This window comes from Brevundimonas sp. (genome assembly GCF_051858995.1).
Classification (GTDB): domain Bacteria; phylum Pseudomonadota; class Alphaproteobacteria; order Caulobacterales; family Caulobacteraceae; genus Brevundimonas.
On record NZ_JBHYGN010000010.1, the window covers coordinates 193,089 to 210,311 of the forward strand.

3 protein-coding genes are annotated in these 17,223 nt (G+C 71.5%); all 3 read left to right on the forward strand.

What is annotated here, in order from left to right:
• Window positions 1-23 precede the first annotated feature (23 nt).
• The 3 genes from ACTIEF_RS11930 to ACTIEF_RS11940 all read left to right on the forward strand — a co-directional run bounded on the left by ACTIEF_RS11930 (window position 24) and on the right by ACTIEF_RS11940 (window position 17,195).
• A complete protein-coding gene (locus ACTIEF_RS11930; protein WP_439472363.1) occupies window positions 24-3,113 on the forward strand; it encodes a TonB-dependent receptor domain-containing protein in 3,090 nt (1,029 codons plus the stop codon).
• Between the two features lie 67 nt (window positions 3,114-3,180).
• Entirely contained in the window at window positions 3,181-4,479 is a 1,299-nt protein-coding gene (locus tag ACTIEF_RS11935) for a hypothetical protein (RefSeq protein WP_439472364.1), read from the forward strand.
• A gap of 86 nt (window positions 4,480-4,565) precedes the next feature.
• Window positions 4,566-17,195: a hypothetical protein gene (locus ACTIEF_RS11940; RefSeq protein ID WP_439472365.1), complete on the forward strand. Its 12,630-nt coding sequence runs from the start codon at window positions 4,566-4,568 to the stop codon at window positions 17,193-17,195.
• Window positions 17,196-17,223 lie beyond the last annotated feature (28 nt).

Genomic DNA, 17,223 nt, shown 5'->3' on the forward strand with positions numbered 1-17,223 from the left:
GGGGAGTAAAGGGAGGAACGGGAATGAAATCGATGCATAGAGGCGCGCTGCTGGGCGGCGCGGCGGTGCTGGCCCTCTTGAGCGCAGGCGTCGCCGCCGCTCAAGAGGCGCCGGTCCAGACCGCGCCGCAGGACGCACAGGCTCAGGACGAGGCGTCCGAGTTGAGCGAGGTGGTCGTGGTCGGCTCGCAGATCCGCGGCGCCTCCACCACCAACGCCCTGCCGGTCGTGGTGGTCGATCGGGAGCAGATGGACGCCGTCGGCGCGGTGTCGGGCGACGACCTGATGCGTTCGATCCCGCAGATGGGCGACGTGCTGTTCGACAGCGCCAACAATCCGCAGACCTCCAACTCGGCGCGCGGCGATGTGAACTCGGTCAACCTGCGCTCGCTGGGCGTCGGCAACACTCTGGTGCTGGTGAACGGCCGCCGGATGGTGCAGCACCCGACCAGCCAGGGCACGTCGGACACCGGCACGGTGCCGGTGCTGAGCTACAACTCCAACGCCATCCCGGTCTCGGGGCTGGAGCGCGTCGAAGTCCTGCTGGACGGCGCGGCGGCCATCTACGGCGCCGATGCGGTGGCGGGCGTGGTCAACACCGTGCTGCAGGATGACTTCGAGGGCCTGACGCTGGAAACCCGCTACGGCGGCGCCGAGGGCACGGGCCTGCGTGAGTTCGAGTTCAACGTCTTCGCGGGGCGGAATTTCGAGCGCGGCAATATCTCGCTGTTCGCCAACTATGCCGACCGCACCAAGCTTATGGCGGAAGATCAGGACTTCACCTCCAGCGACGACATGCGGTCCTACTTCTCGGGCTTCGAGGGCTATGAGACCTCGACGGTGCCGGATGGCCGGTCCTCGCACACCACCTGGGCCGCGCTGAGCATCGCGCCGGTCACCACCGCGACCCGTCCGCGCTCGAACGGCACGGTGGTGACGACCGCCGCCGGCGCCTTCCACTATCAGCCGGAGAGCTTTGGCTGCGTGGGCGTGGATCTGGGCGATATCTGTCTGGTCAGCGGCGCGGCGGCCTACAACGGCGTGAACCGCGAGATGCGCTTCGACACCCGCAAGGGCACCACGGTTCGTCCGTCGGTCGAGCGCGGCAATATCTTCCTGACCGGCCACTATGACCTGACGGACAACGTCACGGCCTTTGGTGAAGTCGGCTTCTACACGGCCGAGAGCAAGGCGATCCAGCCGCCGGTGGTGAACCTGAACGGCCTGTGGATTCCGGCGACCAACTACTGGAACCCGTTCGGCCCGACGACCTTTAACGGCCAGCCGAACCCGAACCGTCTGCCGAACCTGACCAATGTGCCCGCCTCAGGCCTGGCTGTGCGTCTGGGCAACTATCGCTTCGCCGATACGGGCTTCCAAGAGGTGACGGTCAAGAACTATCAGGCCCGCATCCTGGGTGGACTGCGCGGCGAATGGCGCGGCTTCGACTGGGAAGGCGCGGTGCTGTACTCCGAGGCCGAGGCCGAGGATATCTCGCCCAACATCAACATGACGGCCCTCCAGGCCCAACTCGCCCTGTCGACGCCGGACGCCTACAATCCGTTCAACGGCGGCTGCGTCTCGACGCCGAGCTACAATGACTGCACCCCGTCGTCGCAGGCGGCGATCAACGCCATCGTCTTCGATATGCGTCGCCTGTCGCGCACCACCCTGGCGCTGGCCGACTTCAAGATGTCGCGCAGCGATCTGTTCGAACTGTCGGGCGGGCCGGTGGGCGTGGCCTTGGGCGTCGAGGTTCGCCGGGAGACCCAGAGCGACGACCGCGACGAGAATCTGGACGGCACCTTCACCTTCGTGGACATGGTGACGGGCGAAACCAATCTGTCGAACGTCTCGGCGGTCAGCCCGAACCCGGACACCAAGGGCGACCGCACCGTGGCCGGCGCCTTCGTCGAGTTCGCCATTCCGGTGGTCTCGCCCGAGATGAACATCCCGTTCGTCCAGGCGGTGGATGTCCAGCTGGCAGGCCGGTTCGAGCACTATTCGGACTTCGGCTCGGTGGGCAAACCCAAGATCGCCGTGGCCTGGGACGTGGTGGACGGCCTGCGGGTCCGGGGTTCGTACTCGGAAGGCTTCCGCGCGCCGAACCTTGAGCAGGTAAACGCGACCCAGTACGCCCGGCTGGCCAGCGCGCCGGACTTCATCCGCTGCGAGGCGGATATCCGCAACGGCACCATCGCCAACATGACCCAGTGCACCCGCACGGCCAGCGTCTCGCTGCAAATCGCGGGCAACCCGGACCTGAAGCCGGAAGAGAGCACCAACTGGTCATACGGCCTGGTGTTCCAGCCGACGTTCCTGCCGGAGCAGTGGGGCGACTTCACCTTCACCATCGACCGCTGGAAGATCGAGCAGGAAGAGATCGTCGGCCTGCTGGGCGCCCAGACGGCGCTGGCGCTGGAATACCTGAACCGCGTGCAGGGCGAGACCAATCCGAACGTGGTCCGTTCGGCGCCGACGCAGGACGACATCGATCTGTTCGACGGCACGGGTTTGACCGCGGTGGGCAACGCCCAGACGATCAGCGACCGGTTCATCAACCTGCTGCCGCAGACCGTCGAGGGCATGGACTTCGGCTTCTCGTGGGCCAAGCGCCGCACGGAGTGGGGGACCTTCATCTTCCGCGCCAACGCCCAGCAGATGCTGACCTTCTCGCGCGCGCCGGGACCGATCGTGGACTCGCTGTACGCGGCCCGCGCCGCCGGGATCATCGACTCCCTGACCCCGCTGCCGGACTCGAGCCAACTGATCGCCCAGAACGGTCGTCCGGAGTGGAAGGTCAACGCCAGCTTCACCTGGCGCCACGGTCCGTGGCGTGTCGGGGCCTCGACCCAGTACGTCAGCGAGGTCTTCCAGACGAGCCTGCTGAGCTCCACAGGGCAAGCGTGGAAGGTGTCGGATCAGATGACGCTGAACCTGTACGGCCAGTTCGAGTTCGACGACCGCTTCGGCGCGGCCGAGGGGACCGAACTGCGTCTGGGCGTCCGCGACCTGACCGATGAAGGCCCGTCTCTGGCGGACGGCGGCTATCTGGGTTCTGTGCAGCGTCCGTACGGCCGCTACTGGTACGTCGACGTCTCGAAGACGTTCTAGACTGTGCCGAACCGGCGCGGATCGATCCTCCCCCGATCCGCGCCGGACCTGTTTTGCGAGGGTATTGATGACGCGACTGGCCGCCCTGTTCGGAGCCCTGATGCTGGCGGCGCCCGGAGCCGCGCTCGCGCAGACGCCTTCAGCGCTGGAGCGGGCCGCGCCGACGCCCATCGACTGCCCGGGTTCTGTGGGGCGCGAGGTGCGCTGCCTGTCAGGGCAGGACGCAAACGGCGCCTGGTATGTCATCGCCCTGCCGACGACATGGAACCGCAAGCTGATCGTCCACACCCACGGCGGACCACGCACGGGTGATCCGGAGGCACCGGACTCGCTGGAGGATCTGGACCGGTTCGCGGTGATGGTCCGTCAGGGCTACGCCTGGATCGGCTCGACCTATCGCCGAGGCGGCTATGGCGTGCGGATGGCGGCCGAGGACGCCGACAACAGCCGCAAGATCTTCTGGGCCCGCTTCGGGCGGCCTGATCGTACCATCCTGCACGGCCAGTCGTGGGGAGGGAACGTCGCGGCCAAGGCGGCGGAGTTGTACGCCCTCGATGTCGACGGGCGACCGAACTACGACGGGGTCCTGCTGACCAATGGCGTGCTGATGGGCGGGACTCGGGCCTATCAGTTTCGGGCCGACCTGCGAGCCGTCTACCAGTTCTATTGCGACAACCATCCGTCGCGGCAGGACGGGGCCTATCCGGTCTGGCAGGGCCTGCCCGCCAACGCCGTGATGACCCGGGCGGAACTGCGTCGGCGGGTCGTGGAATGCACCGGCGTCGGCCTGTCCCAGCGCGAGAGGCGGGCCGACCAGACCCGACGTCTGCGCAACATCCTGGCGGTGACCGGGATCGAGGAGGACGAGCTGATCGCCCACCTGAGCTGGGCGACCTTCCTGTTCCAGGATCTGGTGCAGAAGCGTCTGGGCGGGCTGAACCCGTTCGACAACAGCGCGACCGTCTACAGCGGCTCGAGCGACGACGCGGCGCTGAACGCCGAGGTCGAGCGATTCCGCGCTGACCCGAGAGCATTGGCGAGGCTGGCATATGACGCCGACCTGTCGGGCTTGATCGTGGCGCCGACGGTGACCATCCACGCCCGTCACGACCCGACGGTGACCTATCTGGCGGATACGCTCTACGCCGAGACGGTCGCCCGGGCCGGGCGCTCGAACCTGCTGGTTCAGGCGCTGACGGACGAGGACCAGCACAGCAAGATGCAGGACGGCGGCTATCTGACCGCCCTGACCGCCCTCGAACACTGGCTGGATACGGGGACCAAGCCGGATCCCGCCCGATTCCAGCAGCAGTGCCTGACCCTTGCTCCCGCCACCTCCTGTCGTTTTATGGCCACGCTTCCCTAACGGTTGAAGTTCCACTTTTGAGGGAAATGTCTTGTCCACGTTTGTGTGCTAGGTGTTTCTACTGAGGGACTAAAGGGGGTAGGGTTATGGCGCGTTCGTTGAGAGCGAACCGGTTCGCGCGCGTAGCGCTGCTGCTGGACCAACTTTCCTCAGGTCTGGAGCCGGAGCGTATCCCGGCCCGATCCCGAACCGCGTCGCTGGCAGAGCTGGAAAGCCTGTGCGCGCTGCTGGTCGGTCATCCGGACGATATCGACGGCCTCCTGTACGCCGCCCTGCAGCGTCTGCACGCGCATATGGCGCAGGCGAGCGAGACCCGGCGCCCCCGCGCCGTGGACGCCGCCCGCAATCGCCGCCTGGCCCGCAATCTGCGCCGCATCGCCGCCCTGGTGGCCGCGGGCGCCGCCTTCTGGCCCATGGCCGCCGCCGCGGCTGACGTTCCCCCCGTCGGGGCCCCGGTCATCGTCAGCCCCCTGTCCGTCGCGGTCGGCGATACGATCGTGCACCCGGTTACCGGCGCCAATGTCACCGTGACCGCGATCGTGTCGAACGGCGTCATCGTCACCGGCGACCAGTTCATTCTGACCAACATCGCCGTCGGCGCCGTGCTGCCCAGCCCGACGCAGGCGGGGGTGACCTCGGCCATCACCGCGCAGACGGTGGCGTCCGGGCGGGTGGTGTCGGTGACGCTGGCCAATGGCGAGGTCATCAGCACGGTCACGTCCCTGAGCAGCGCGCCCGGCGGCGGCGCGGGGGGCTCGCTGACGCTACCGGCCGGCGCGGGCGACCAGAACGCCTATGCCTATGTGCGTCAGGCCGCCGGCGGCGGCGGCGGGCGCGACGGCGCCCTGTTCGTGTCGTCGGGCAGCGGCGGCGCGGGGACGCGCGGCGAGGACATCACCATCACCGTGGGCGCCGGGAACGGCGACATCACCACCACGACGGCCGGACGGCCCGGCGTCATCGTGGCCAGCGTCGGCGGCAACGGCGGCTCGGGCGGCGACGGCTATCTGGGCGCCAGCGGCGGCTCGGGCGGTCGCGGCGGCGAGGGCGGCAACGTCAACCTGACCTCGCAGGTCGGCAACATCTCGACCACGGGCAACGCAGCGCATGGCGTGGTCGGCCAGAGCCGGGCCGGCGTCGGCGGCCCCGGCGGCAGCGGCTACGCCTTCTCCAGCGGCGGCAGCGGCGGCGCGGGCAGCGCGGGCGGCAATGTCCTGGTCACGAACCACAGCAACATCACCACGCGTGGCGTGGCGGCGCACGGCGTCTTCGCCCAGTCGCTGGGCGGCGGCGCGGGCAGCGGCGGCGGCAGCTACGGCATCTTCGGCGACGGCGGCGCGGGCAATACCGGCGGCCAAGGGCGCACCGCCCACGCCATCAACTACGGCGTCATCACCACCCTGGGCGACGGTTCGTCCGGGGTGACGGCGCGCAGCATCGGCGGCATCGGCGGCGACGCGGGCAATGCGGTCGGCCTGGTGACCTTCAGCAGCGACGGCGCGGCGGGCGGCAACGGCGGCACGGCCATCGTCGAGACCATGGCGGGCTCGAACATCCGGACCGAGGGACGGGCCTCCTACGGCCTGTTCGCCCAGTCGGTGGGCGGCGGTGGCGGCGAGGGCGGCTTCAGCGTCGGCCTGGGCACCATCGGCTCGGGCGGCGGCACGGGCGGCAACGGCGGCGCGGCCCAGGTCTTCGCCCGCGACGGCAGCTTCGTCACCACGACGGGCGAGGCCTCGCACGGCATCTTCGCCCAGTCGATCGGCGGCGGCGGCGGCAACGGGGGCGTCAGCGGCGCCCTGATCGTGGCCGTGGGCTCGCGCGGCGCCAGCGGCGGCACCGGCGGGGACGTGACGGTCGAGAGCGGCGCGGTCCTGACCATCGGCGGTTCGACGGACACCACCGGCCTGATCGGCCGGGACGCGCGCGGCATCTTCGCCCAGTCGATCGGCGGCGGCGGCGGCAATGCGCTCGGCACCGGGGCGGCGATCTCGCTGGGCGGAGACGGCGGCGGGGCCGGCGCGGCCGGGATCGTCACGGTCACGACCAGCAACGCCAGCTCTATCACCACCTGGGGTCGGGGCGGCGACGGCATCTTCGCCCAGTCCGTGGGCGGCGGCGGCGGCACGGGCTCGAGCAGCGGCGGCATCGCGGCGCTGGGCGGTTCGGGCGGCGGCGGCGCGAACGGCAACACCGTCACCGTGAGCAACAACGGGCAGATCACCACCCACGGTGATCTGGCGCGCGGCATCTTCGCCCAGTCGGTGGGCGGCGGCGGCGGCGCGGGCGGCGACGGCGGCGGTCTGGTCTCCCTCGGCGGCGACGGGACCGGCGCCAGCACGGGCGGTCTGGTGACCGTGACCAACACGGGCGCCATCGAGACCTTCGGCAATCGCGCCCACGCCCTGCAGGTTCAGTCGATCGGCGGCGGCGGCGGTGACGGCGGTTCGTCGGGCGGCGTGCTGATGACCATAGGCGGCAGCGCCGGGGCCGGGGCCCGCTCCGGACTGGTGACCGTCAACAATTACAACAACCTGACGACCCACGGCGAGTATTCGCACGGCGTCTTCGCCCAGTCGGTGGGCGGGGGCGGCGGCAACGGCGGCATCGCCGCCTCGGGCAGCCTGTTCGCGGGTGTGGCCATCGGCGGGACCGGCGGCACGGGCGCACTGGGCGGCGATGTCGACGTCAACTTCTTCAATCGTACGGTGACGGTCGGCGGAGTCAGCCAGACCGTGGATCCGGTCATCTACACCACCGGGCTTGGCTCGCGCGGCGTGTTCGCCCAGTCGGTGGGCGGCGGCGGCGGCTCGGGCGGCTTCGCGACCCAGACCACGCTCGGCTACGGCATCGGCGCCAGCGCCGCCATCGGCGGGCGCGGCGGCACGGGCGGCACGGGCGGCCTGGTCACCGTCGACGGCGATGCGACCCTCATCACCGAGGGCGACTACGCCGAAGGTCTGTTCGCCCAGTCGGTGGGCGGGGGCGGCGGTTCGGGCGGCTTCGCCCTGTCCATCGCCTTCTCGGGCGGCGAGACGATCTCGGGCGCCTTCGCCCTGGCCCTGGGCGGCGCGGGCGCCGCGGGCGGTCAGGGCGGCGAGGTGCGCGTCAGCTCGGGCGGCGCGATCCAGACGGACGGCCAGTTCTCGACCGGGCTGGTGGCTCAGTCGGTCGGCGGCGGCGGCGGCACGGGCGGCTGGTCCGTGGCGGTCAGCGGCTCCGGCTCGGGCGGGGTCGCGGGCTCGGTCTCGGTCGGCATCGGGGGTTCGGGCGGCGCGGGCGGCAACGGCGGGACCGTGACCGCCGGCTTCGACGGGACGATTCTGACTCGTGGAGACGACTCCGGCGGCGCCCTGATCCAGTCGGTGGGCGGCGGTGGGGGCTCGGGCGGTTTCAACGTGTCGGCGGCCGTCACGGCGGCGGGCACGGCGGCCTTCGGCGCCTCGGCCGGCGTCGGCGGCTCGGGCGGCTCGGGCGGCATCGGCGGCGACGTGACCGGCGATGTCCACGACGGGGTCGAGACATTCGGCGCCCGCTCGACCGGCGTGACCATCCAGTCGGTCGGCGGCGGCGGCGGCACGGGCGGGTTCAACGTCTCGGGCTCCATCGGCGCGGCCGGAACCTTCGCGGGCGGCCTGTCTGTCGGCCTGGGCGGTTCGGGCGGCGGCGGCGGCAACGCCGGTACGGTGATCGGCAGCGCCGACACCATCTGGACCCATGGGGACCAGTCGGGCGGCCTGCTGATCCAGTCGGTCGGCGGCGGCGGCGGCAACGGCGCCTTCAATGTCAGCGGCTCTATCGGCGGCGGCGGCACCTTCGGAGGCGCGGGCGCCTTCGGTCTGGGCGGTTCGGGCGGCACGGGCGGCCACGGCATGGGCGTCATCGGAGACGCCCTCGGTTACGTCCACACCCAGGGCGACCAGTCGGCGGGCGTGATCATCCAGTCGCTGGGCGGCGGCGGCGGCTCGGGCGGCTTCAACGTCGCGGGCTCCATCGGCGGCGGCGGCAGCTATGCGGGCGGGGTCTCGGTCGGCCTCGGCGGCGCGGGCGGCGGCGGCGGTAACGCGGGCACGGTGGACGCCACATCGGTGGGCATCCGCACCGAAGGCGAACAGTCGGGCGGCTTCCTGGCCCAGTCGGTCGGCGGCGGCGGCGGCTCGGGCGGCTTCAATGTGGCCGGGAACATCGTCGGCTCGGGCGGCGGCGGCATCGGCCTGTCGGTCGGTCTGGGCGGCGCGGGCGGCACCGGCGGCAATGGTCTGCGGGTGACCGCGACCGTCAACGGCGACGTCACGACCCTGGGCGACCAGTCCGACGCCATCGTGGCCCAGTCGCTGGGCGGCGGGGGCGGCAACGGCGCCTTCAACATCTCGGGCGGCATTTCGGCCAACGCACAGGTCTCGGGCTCGGTCAACGTCGGCATCGGCGGCGCGGGCGGCGGCGGCGGCGCCGCCGGTCACACCACCCTGAACGTCACGGGCGCGACCTTCACCAGCGGGACAGAGAGCGACGGCATCGTGGCTCAGTCGGTCGGCGGCGGCGGCGGCAACGGCGGCTTCAACGTCTCGGCGGGCATCGCCGTGGCGGCGAACGGCGCGGGCACGGTCGGCGTCGGTGTCGGCGGGCAGGGCGGCGCCGGCAATAACGGCGGCGCGGTGACGCTGAACGTCAACGCCGGCGTACTCGATCCGGACGATGACCTGATCGCGGTCGTGACCCTGGGCGATTTCGCGCGCGGCATCACCGCCCAGTCACTGGGCGGCGGTGGCGGCAACGGCGGCTTCAACATCACCGGCGGGATCGGCGTGGCCAAGGACGGCGCCGGGAACATCGGCGTCGGCGTGGGCGGCGGCGGCGGCGACGGCGGCGACGCCGAGACCGTGATCGCCACCATCAACGGCGATATCGAGACGCAAGGCCATGACGCCTCGGCCTTGCTGGTCCAGTCGGTGGGCGGCGGCGGCGGCACGGGCGGCTTCAACATCACCGGCGGCATCGCCGGGTCGAAGACCGTGGCCGGGAACCTGCTGGTTGGCGTGGGCGGCTTCGGCGGCGGCGGCGGCTTCGCGGGAACCGTGACCACCACCTTCACCGGCGACATCCTGACCTTTGGCGACCGGTCGTTCGGGGCCAGCATCCAGAGCATCGGCGGCGGCGGCGGCGCGGGCGGCTTCAACATCACCGGCGGGGTCAGCCTGTCGATCGACAGCGGCGGCGGCGCGGGCGTGCTGGGCGTCGGCGTGGGCGGCTTCGGCGGCGACGGCGGCTATGCGGGCACGGTCACCGCGACCCTGACCGGCGACATCACCACCGCCGGGGACGAGGCGCACGGCGCCCTGATCCAGTCCGTCGGCGGCGGCGGCGGCGCGGGCGGGATGAACATCACCGGCGGCTTCAGCGCCAGCCAGGGCGTCAACGGCGTGATCGGCGTCGGTCTGGGCGGCTTCGGCGGTCTGGGCGGCTATTCCGGCGTGGTGACGGCTGACCTGACGGGCGACGTCCACACCCTGGGCCGGGGCTCGTACGGCGCCCTGATCCAGTCGGTCGGCGGCGGCGGCGGCTCGGGCGGCCTGAACATCACCGGCCAGGTGGCGATCAGCGCGGGCAACAACGCCGCGGTGGCCGCGGGCTTCGGCCTGGGCGGCTTCGGCGGCTCGGGCGGCTATAGCGACGTTGTCACGGCCACGGTGATCGGCGACTACCAGACCCAGGGCGATGACGCGGACGGCGTGACCGTCCAGTCGCTGGGCGGCGGCGGCGGCGCGGGCGGCCTGAACGTCAACGGCTCCATCGCTCTGGGCCTCGGCACGGCGGGCACGGTCGGGATCGGCATCGGCGGCTTCGGCGGCGGCGGCGGGGACGCCCAGACCGCGACCCTGACCCGTACGGGCGACACCTTCACCCACGGGGCCAACTCGGACGGGATCATCGTCCAGAGCGTCGCGGGCGGCGGCGGCGCCGGCGGCCTCAACATCACCGGCGGCATCTCCGGGACGACCCAGGGCAATGCGGGCGGCTTCGGCTTCGGCCTGGGGGGCTTCGGCGGCAACGGCGGCACGGCGCAGCGCGTCGAGGCCACCATCACCGGCAATGTCATCGCCAACGGCGTCGGCACGGATGTGGTCCACCCCGAGGTGGTCCTGACCGGCCTGTTCCTGGGGCTGACCTACACCATCCCGGAATACCGCGAGCGGTCGAACGGCTCGCACGGCGTTCTGGCCCAGTCGATCGGCGGCGGCGGCGGCGCCGGCGGCTTGAACGTGACCGGCCAGATCAGCCTGACCGCCCCGAGCGGCTCGACCAGCAGCCGCACGGCGGCCATCGGCATCGGCGGTTTCGGCGGTCTGGGCGGCGACGCCGGCGAGGTCGATCTGACCATCCGCGCGCCGGGCACGGACCGGGTGCAGGTGGTCTCGGTCGGCGACGACCGGATCGCGGTGGGCGCCCAGTCCATCGGCGGCGGCGGCGGCGCGGGCGGGATCAACATCTCGGGCGGCGTCTCCATGGACGGCCAGCTGGTCGCCGGGATCGGTGGCTTCGGCGGCGGCGGCGGCTTCGCCATGCGCGTGGACGCGGACATCGACGCCGACGTCTTCGCCAGCGGCGTGAACGCGCGCGGCATCCTGGCCCAGTCGGTCGGCGGCGGCGGCGGCGCGGGCGGCATCAACATCTCGGGCGGCTTCACCTCCGATCCGACGACCACCGAGCCCTCGCTGGTCTTCGGCCTGGGCGGCTTCGGCGGCGCGGGCAACATCAGCGGCGACGTCGATGTCATCCAGAACGGCCAAGTCATGGTCGAGGGGACCAATTCGACCGGCATCCTGGTGCAGAGCGTGGCCGGCGGCGGCGGCGCGGGCGGCCTGAACGTGGCGGCCAACATCTCGCTGGCGGGCGGCGAGAGCCGGACCAACGGCTTCGCCTTCGCGGCGGGCATGGGCGGCAACGGCGGCGCGGGCGCTGACGCGGGCCACGTGGACCTGAACTCGAACGGCGATGTGCTGGTCAATGCGCGGGTCGAAACGGATCCGCTGACCGGTCTGAACCGGTTCGTGGCGGTGGACTACGCCGGGGGCTCGATGGGCATCGTGGCCCAGTCCATTGGCGGCGGCGGCGGCATGGGCGGCATCAACGCCACCGGCGTCATCGCCCCGAACGGCCAGCCGGTCTCGGTCGGCATCGGCGGCTCGGGAGGCGCGGGCGGCCACGGCGGCGATGTCACCGTGATCCGCGGCTATGACGGCGCGGCGGCGACGCCCCACCTGATCCGCACCTTCGGCGACGGCTCGACGGGTCTGTTGGCCCAGTCGGTCGGCGGCGGCGGCGGCGCGGCCCAGATCAACATGGCGCTGGCCCTGACAGTGCGCACCCCGACCCAGAACGCGGCGACCGCGGCGACCATCGCCATCGGCGGCAACGGCGGCGATGCGGGCGACGGCGGCATCGTCGGCGTCACCCACGCAGGCAATATCTTCACCACCGGCGCCGGGGCCGACGGCCTGCACGCCCAGTCGCTGGGCGGCGGGGGCGGCAGCTCCTTCCTGAACCTCAGCCTCGGCCTGATGCGCAACGCCAACTCGGTCAGCTTCGCCCTCGGCGGGCGCGGCGGGGCGGCGGGGATCGGTCAGGCGGTCACCGTCGACCACGTCGGCGACATCGGCACCGAGGGCGACAACGCGTCCGGCATCCGGGCCCAGTCGATCGGCGGCGGCGGCGGCAACGCCTCGTTCGACCTGGCGATGGGGCCGATGTCGCGCAACAACGTCAACCTGGTGCTCGGCCGTCTGGGCGGCACGGGCGGCGAGGGCGGGGACGTCACCGTCACCGCTGACGGCGCCATCGAGACCAACGGCGCCATGTCGTCGGGCATCCTGGCCCAGTCCATCGGCGGCGGCGGCGGTTCGAGCGGCTCGTTCACGACCGGCTTCTCGCACACGGGCGGGACCGGCCAGGACGCTGAAACCTACAGCGCGGGCCTGTCGGTCGGTCTGGAAGGCGGCTCCGGCGCGACCGGCGGCGCGGTCAATGTGTTCAACCACAGCCAGATCGTCACCCGCAGGGAGGACTCCCGCGGGATCCTGGCGCAGTCCATCGGCGGCGGCGGCGGGGTCGGCGGCACGGGCGCCAACGCCATCGTGCGCGCGGCGGGCGCGGCCAGTGTCGCCGTCGGCGGCTCAGGCGGCACAGGCGGTGAGGCCGGCGTCGTCACCGTCACCAATGACGACCGCATCGCTACCTTCGGCGCCAATTCGGACGGCATCCTGGCGCAGGCCATCGGCGGCGGCGGCGGCGTGGGCGGTCACGCCCGCACCCTGGCTTTCCAACTGGGCGGTTCGCCCGGCGCGTCGACCAGCAACACCATGTCGGTCAATGTCGGCGGCAGCGGCGGCACGGGCGGCTACGGCGGCGTCGTGGACGTCACCAACACCGGCGTCATCACCACCGAGGGCGTGAACGCCTTCGGCATCCGCGCCCAGTCCATCGGCGGCGGCGGCGGCATCGGCGGCGCGACCATCACCACCCGGCTGCAGAGCCCGCGCAACAACAATGACCTGACGATCGCCGTCGGCGGCACCGGCGGCGCCGGCGGCTACGGCGGCTCGGTCGATGTGCTGAACGAGGGCACGATCTGGACGACCGGTCGCGACGCGGCGGGCATCAGCGCCAACAGCATTGGCGGCGGCGGCGGCGACGGCGGGCTGGTGCTCGACGTGGTGGCCGGCCAGACCACGACCGAGCAGGTCTCGCACCGGATCGCCGTCCTGATCGGCGGCACGGGCGGTACGGGCGGCACGGGCGGCGATGTGACCGTGATCAACCGTCCGACCTCGTCGGCCAACAGCGGCATGATCATCACCGAGGGCGACGGCGCCTACGGTATCTTCGCCCAGTCGCTGGGCGGCGGCGGCGGCAACGGCTCGTCCGTCCTGTCCCTGACCGGCATGCGCTCGGGCGCGGACAGCGGCGCCTTCACCTTCAGCTACGGCGGCACGGGCGGCTCCGGCAACTCGGCCGGGACGGTCATCGTCGACAACGCGGGCGTCATCGACACCGCCGGCGATAGCGCTCACGGCATCTTCGCCCAGTCGCTGGGCGGTGGCGGCGGCAACGGCGGCCTGGCCATCGCCGCCAACATGATCATCGGCGCCTCGGGCAATACGCCCCTGATCACCATCGGCGGCTTCGGCGGTTCGGGCGGCGACGGCGGCCCGGTCACCGTGACCAACAGCGGCTCGATCACCACCCGCGGCGCGGGCGCCCACGGCATTCAGGCCCAGTCGATCGGCGGGGGCGGCGGCAACGCCAATCTCGGCTTCTCGCTGACCGCCGAGCCGGGCAGCCTGGTCATCGGCAACGCCCTGTCGGCCCTGATCGGCGGCGTCTTCGGCGGCGGGGCGGGCGGCGTCGGCGGCTCGGTCACCGTCAACCACACGGGCGACATCACCGTGCTGGGCGCGGGCTCCATGGCCATCAACGCCGAGAGCATCAACGGCGGCGGCGGTACGCTGGCGCTGGACTTCTCGGGCGTCACCGGCCTGCCGGGCGTGCCCTTCGTCGGCGGCGGCACGCCTCCGCCCCCGGCGGACGCCCTGGTCGCGGCCCGCGCGGGCGCGGACGGCGCCAGCGGCATGAACGCGGGCCTCGTCACCGTGAACACCAGCGGCGCCTTCGGGGTCGGCGGGGATCACGGTGTCGGCGCCTTCATGCAGTCGGTCGGCGGCGGCGGCGGCACGGTCAATCTGTCGGCCACGCTGGCGGCGCTGAATGACCCGACGGTCATCCTGCCCGCGGCGCCGCTGGCCTTCCGCATCGATCTGGGCGGCGTTGACGGCGACGACAACGAAGGCGGCGACCTGCTGGGCGGCCACACCGGCAGCCTGACCAGCCTCGGCGACGGGGCTCCCGGCGTCCTGTTCCAGAGCATCGGCGGCGGCGGTGGTCGCGGCATCATCGACGTGACTGCCCCGGCGGGGACACTGCTGGGCGATGTCGGCGTCACCCTCGGCGCGATCAACAGCCAGACCTCGGACGGCGGCGACATCCTGCGCAGCCAGACGGGCCGTATCGCCACCGCGGGCGACCTGTCGGCGGGCGCCATCCTGCAGACCATCGGCGGCGGCGGCGGCTTCGCCACCATCACCGTCAGCGGCTCCGGCTCGGCCAACAGCGCTCCGGCGCTTCCGGCGCCGAACGTCATGCCGCGGCTGTCGGACAAGGACGATGTCCTGACCCCGATGGTCCAGCCGGTGATCTTCGATCCGCTGGCCGCGCCGGGCGATACGGTCGCCACCGTCAGCCTGGGCGCCGCGGGCGGCCTGGGCAACGACGGCGGCGTGGTCAACTCCGGCTTCAGCGGCGGCTTCGTCAGCCAGGGCGATCACTCGCCCATGCTGGTGGTGCAGTCGATCGGCGGCGGCGGCGGCGGCCTGTTCATGAGCGGCGTCAATGCGCCAATCGTGAACCTGGGCGGGACCCTTGGGGCGAGCGGCAACGGGGGCTCCATCACCCTGACCAACAGCGGCGACCTGCGCTCGACCGGCCTCGGCTCGCACGGCCTGCTGTTGCAGTCCATCGGCGGCGGCGGCGGCGCGGTGTTCGGGACGTTCGACAATGCGACGGTGAACCTGAGCGCGGCCAACAGCGGCTCGGGCGGCTCCATCGGGCTGGACCACACCGGCTCGATCATCGTCACCGGCGACGTAGCCCATGGCGTCATCGCCCAGAGCCTGGGCGGCGGCGGCGGTTGGGTCGACGGCATCTTCGCCGGTACGGCGGGCGGCGCGGGCGCGGGCGGCGCGATCACCCTGGATGTCTCCGGGGTGGTCTTCGCCCCGGGCGAGGACTCGATCGGCATCTTCGCCCAGAGCATGGGCGGGACCGGCGCGGGCAATATCAGTGTCCTGTCCGACAACATGGTCCGCGGCGGCGCGGGCGCCGGTGTCGGTATCCGCCTGTCGGGCGGCGCGTCGAACCTGATCAACACCTCGGGCTCGGTCTCGGCCGTCTCGGGTCTGGCCATCGACACCGGCGCGGGCAATGACCGCGTCGAGAACACCGGCGAGATCTTCGGCAACATCGATCTGGGGTCGGGCGTCAACGCCCTGCTGAACGGGGTGGGCGGGACCTTCCTGGCCTTCAACACGATTGACCTTCAGGACGGTCCGGGCAGCACCGGCGCCTTCACCAATGCGGGCGATTTCCTGATGGGGCTCAGCGCCTCGCGCACCCCGATTGATCTGCTGAACGGCGAGACCTTCGGCAATCTGGACGCCGAGGGCGATCCGACCAGCAACCTCTACTACGGCGCGCGGGTCATCAACACGGTCGCCCTGGACGGCGACTACATCCAGACCGGCGCGGGGCATCTGGGCTTCGACGTGGCCTATGGCCCCTATGCGTCGGACCGGGTGAACGTGACCGGCGACGCCACGGTCGACGGCACGGGCGAGGTCATCCTGACCTGGCTCGAGAACTCCAACCGCGTCACCCTGTTCGCCACCGGCGGCGTGGGCGTCGACAACGGTCTGGAGATCGAAGACACGCTGGCGATGGACTACCGGATCGAGGCGGACGCCGACGGCGTGCACCTGGCCTTCAGCACCCACTTCGGCCAACCCTTCCTGAACCGGAACGGCCAGTATCTGGGCCTGCATATGGACTCGGCCATCGCTTACGGCGGGTCGTCGGGCATCGGCCAGCTGATGGCCCTGATCGGCAACCTGCAGGTCGGCGATGAGGACCTGTACAGCTACATCTTCAATGAGTTGAACCCCGAACCTCTGCTGTCGTCTTCGGTGATGCAGCTGACGGCGGCGCGTGATTTCGCCGACCAGATGTTCAACTGCGGCTCGGATCTGGTTCCCGCCGGCGACCGCTGCGTCTGGGCCCAGGTCGAGGACCATCAGTTCGAACGGGAAGGCGACAGCGAGTATTTCGGGATCAAGGCTGACTCGGTCGCTCGCTTCCGCGCCGGGTTCGAGCAGCCCATCAATCTGGCCGGCGGCGGCTGGATGCTGGGCGGCGCCTTCGGCTACGACGACCTTGGTCTGAACGCTGTCGACGGCGTGCGGGCCAGCTTCCAGGGCGATGGCTTCCACGGCGGCCTGGGTCTGCGTCGGACGGCTCCGGACGGCGGCCAGATGGGCGTCTCCATCAGCGGCGGCTGGCAGGATGTCGTGACGACGCGCTTCAGCAACGTCTTCACGACCCTGGTCGGCAAGTCGAACAACGACAGCGGCTATCTGCGGATGGACGCCGAGGTGGCGCGCATCTTCGGGGCGGGCGGCTTCTATGTTCGTCCGGCCCTGCGCGGCTCGGTGACCGCCCTCTATCTCGACGGCTTCTCCGAGGAGGGGATGGCCGGTCTGGGCGTCGAGGCCTACGAAAACACCGACGTGTTCGGCACGCTGAATCCGGAGGTGACCTTCGGCTTCCACTCCGACCTCCGCGAGGGCTCCAGCGCCACGGCGGCAATCACCATCGGCGGCGTTTTCCAGTCGGATGACGAGCTGGTTTCGCCGATGCGCCTGCTGGGCTCGAACCCGAACGCGGCGCCCGCCTTCATCACCACGCCCATCGACGACGAAGCCTGGCGAGTGGGGGCCGACATCCGGTTCGAGACCGATCAGGGCATGTCGCTGCGCCTGCAGTACGTCGGGGAGTACGGCGAGAAGATGGAAAGCCACACCGCGGGCGTGAACTTCCGCCTGAAGTTCTAAAGCCGGGTCGGCGCGCCTGTCCGTCATT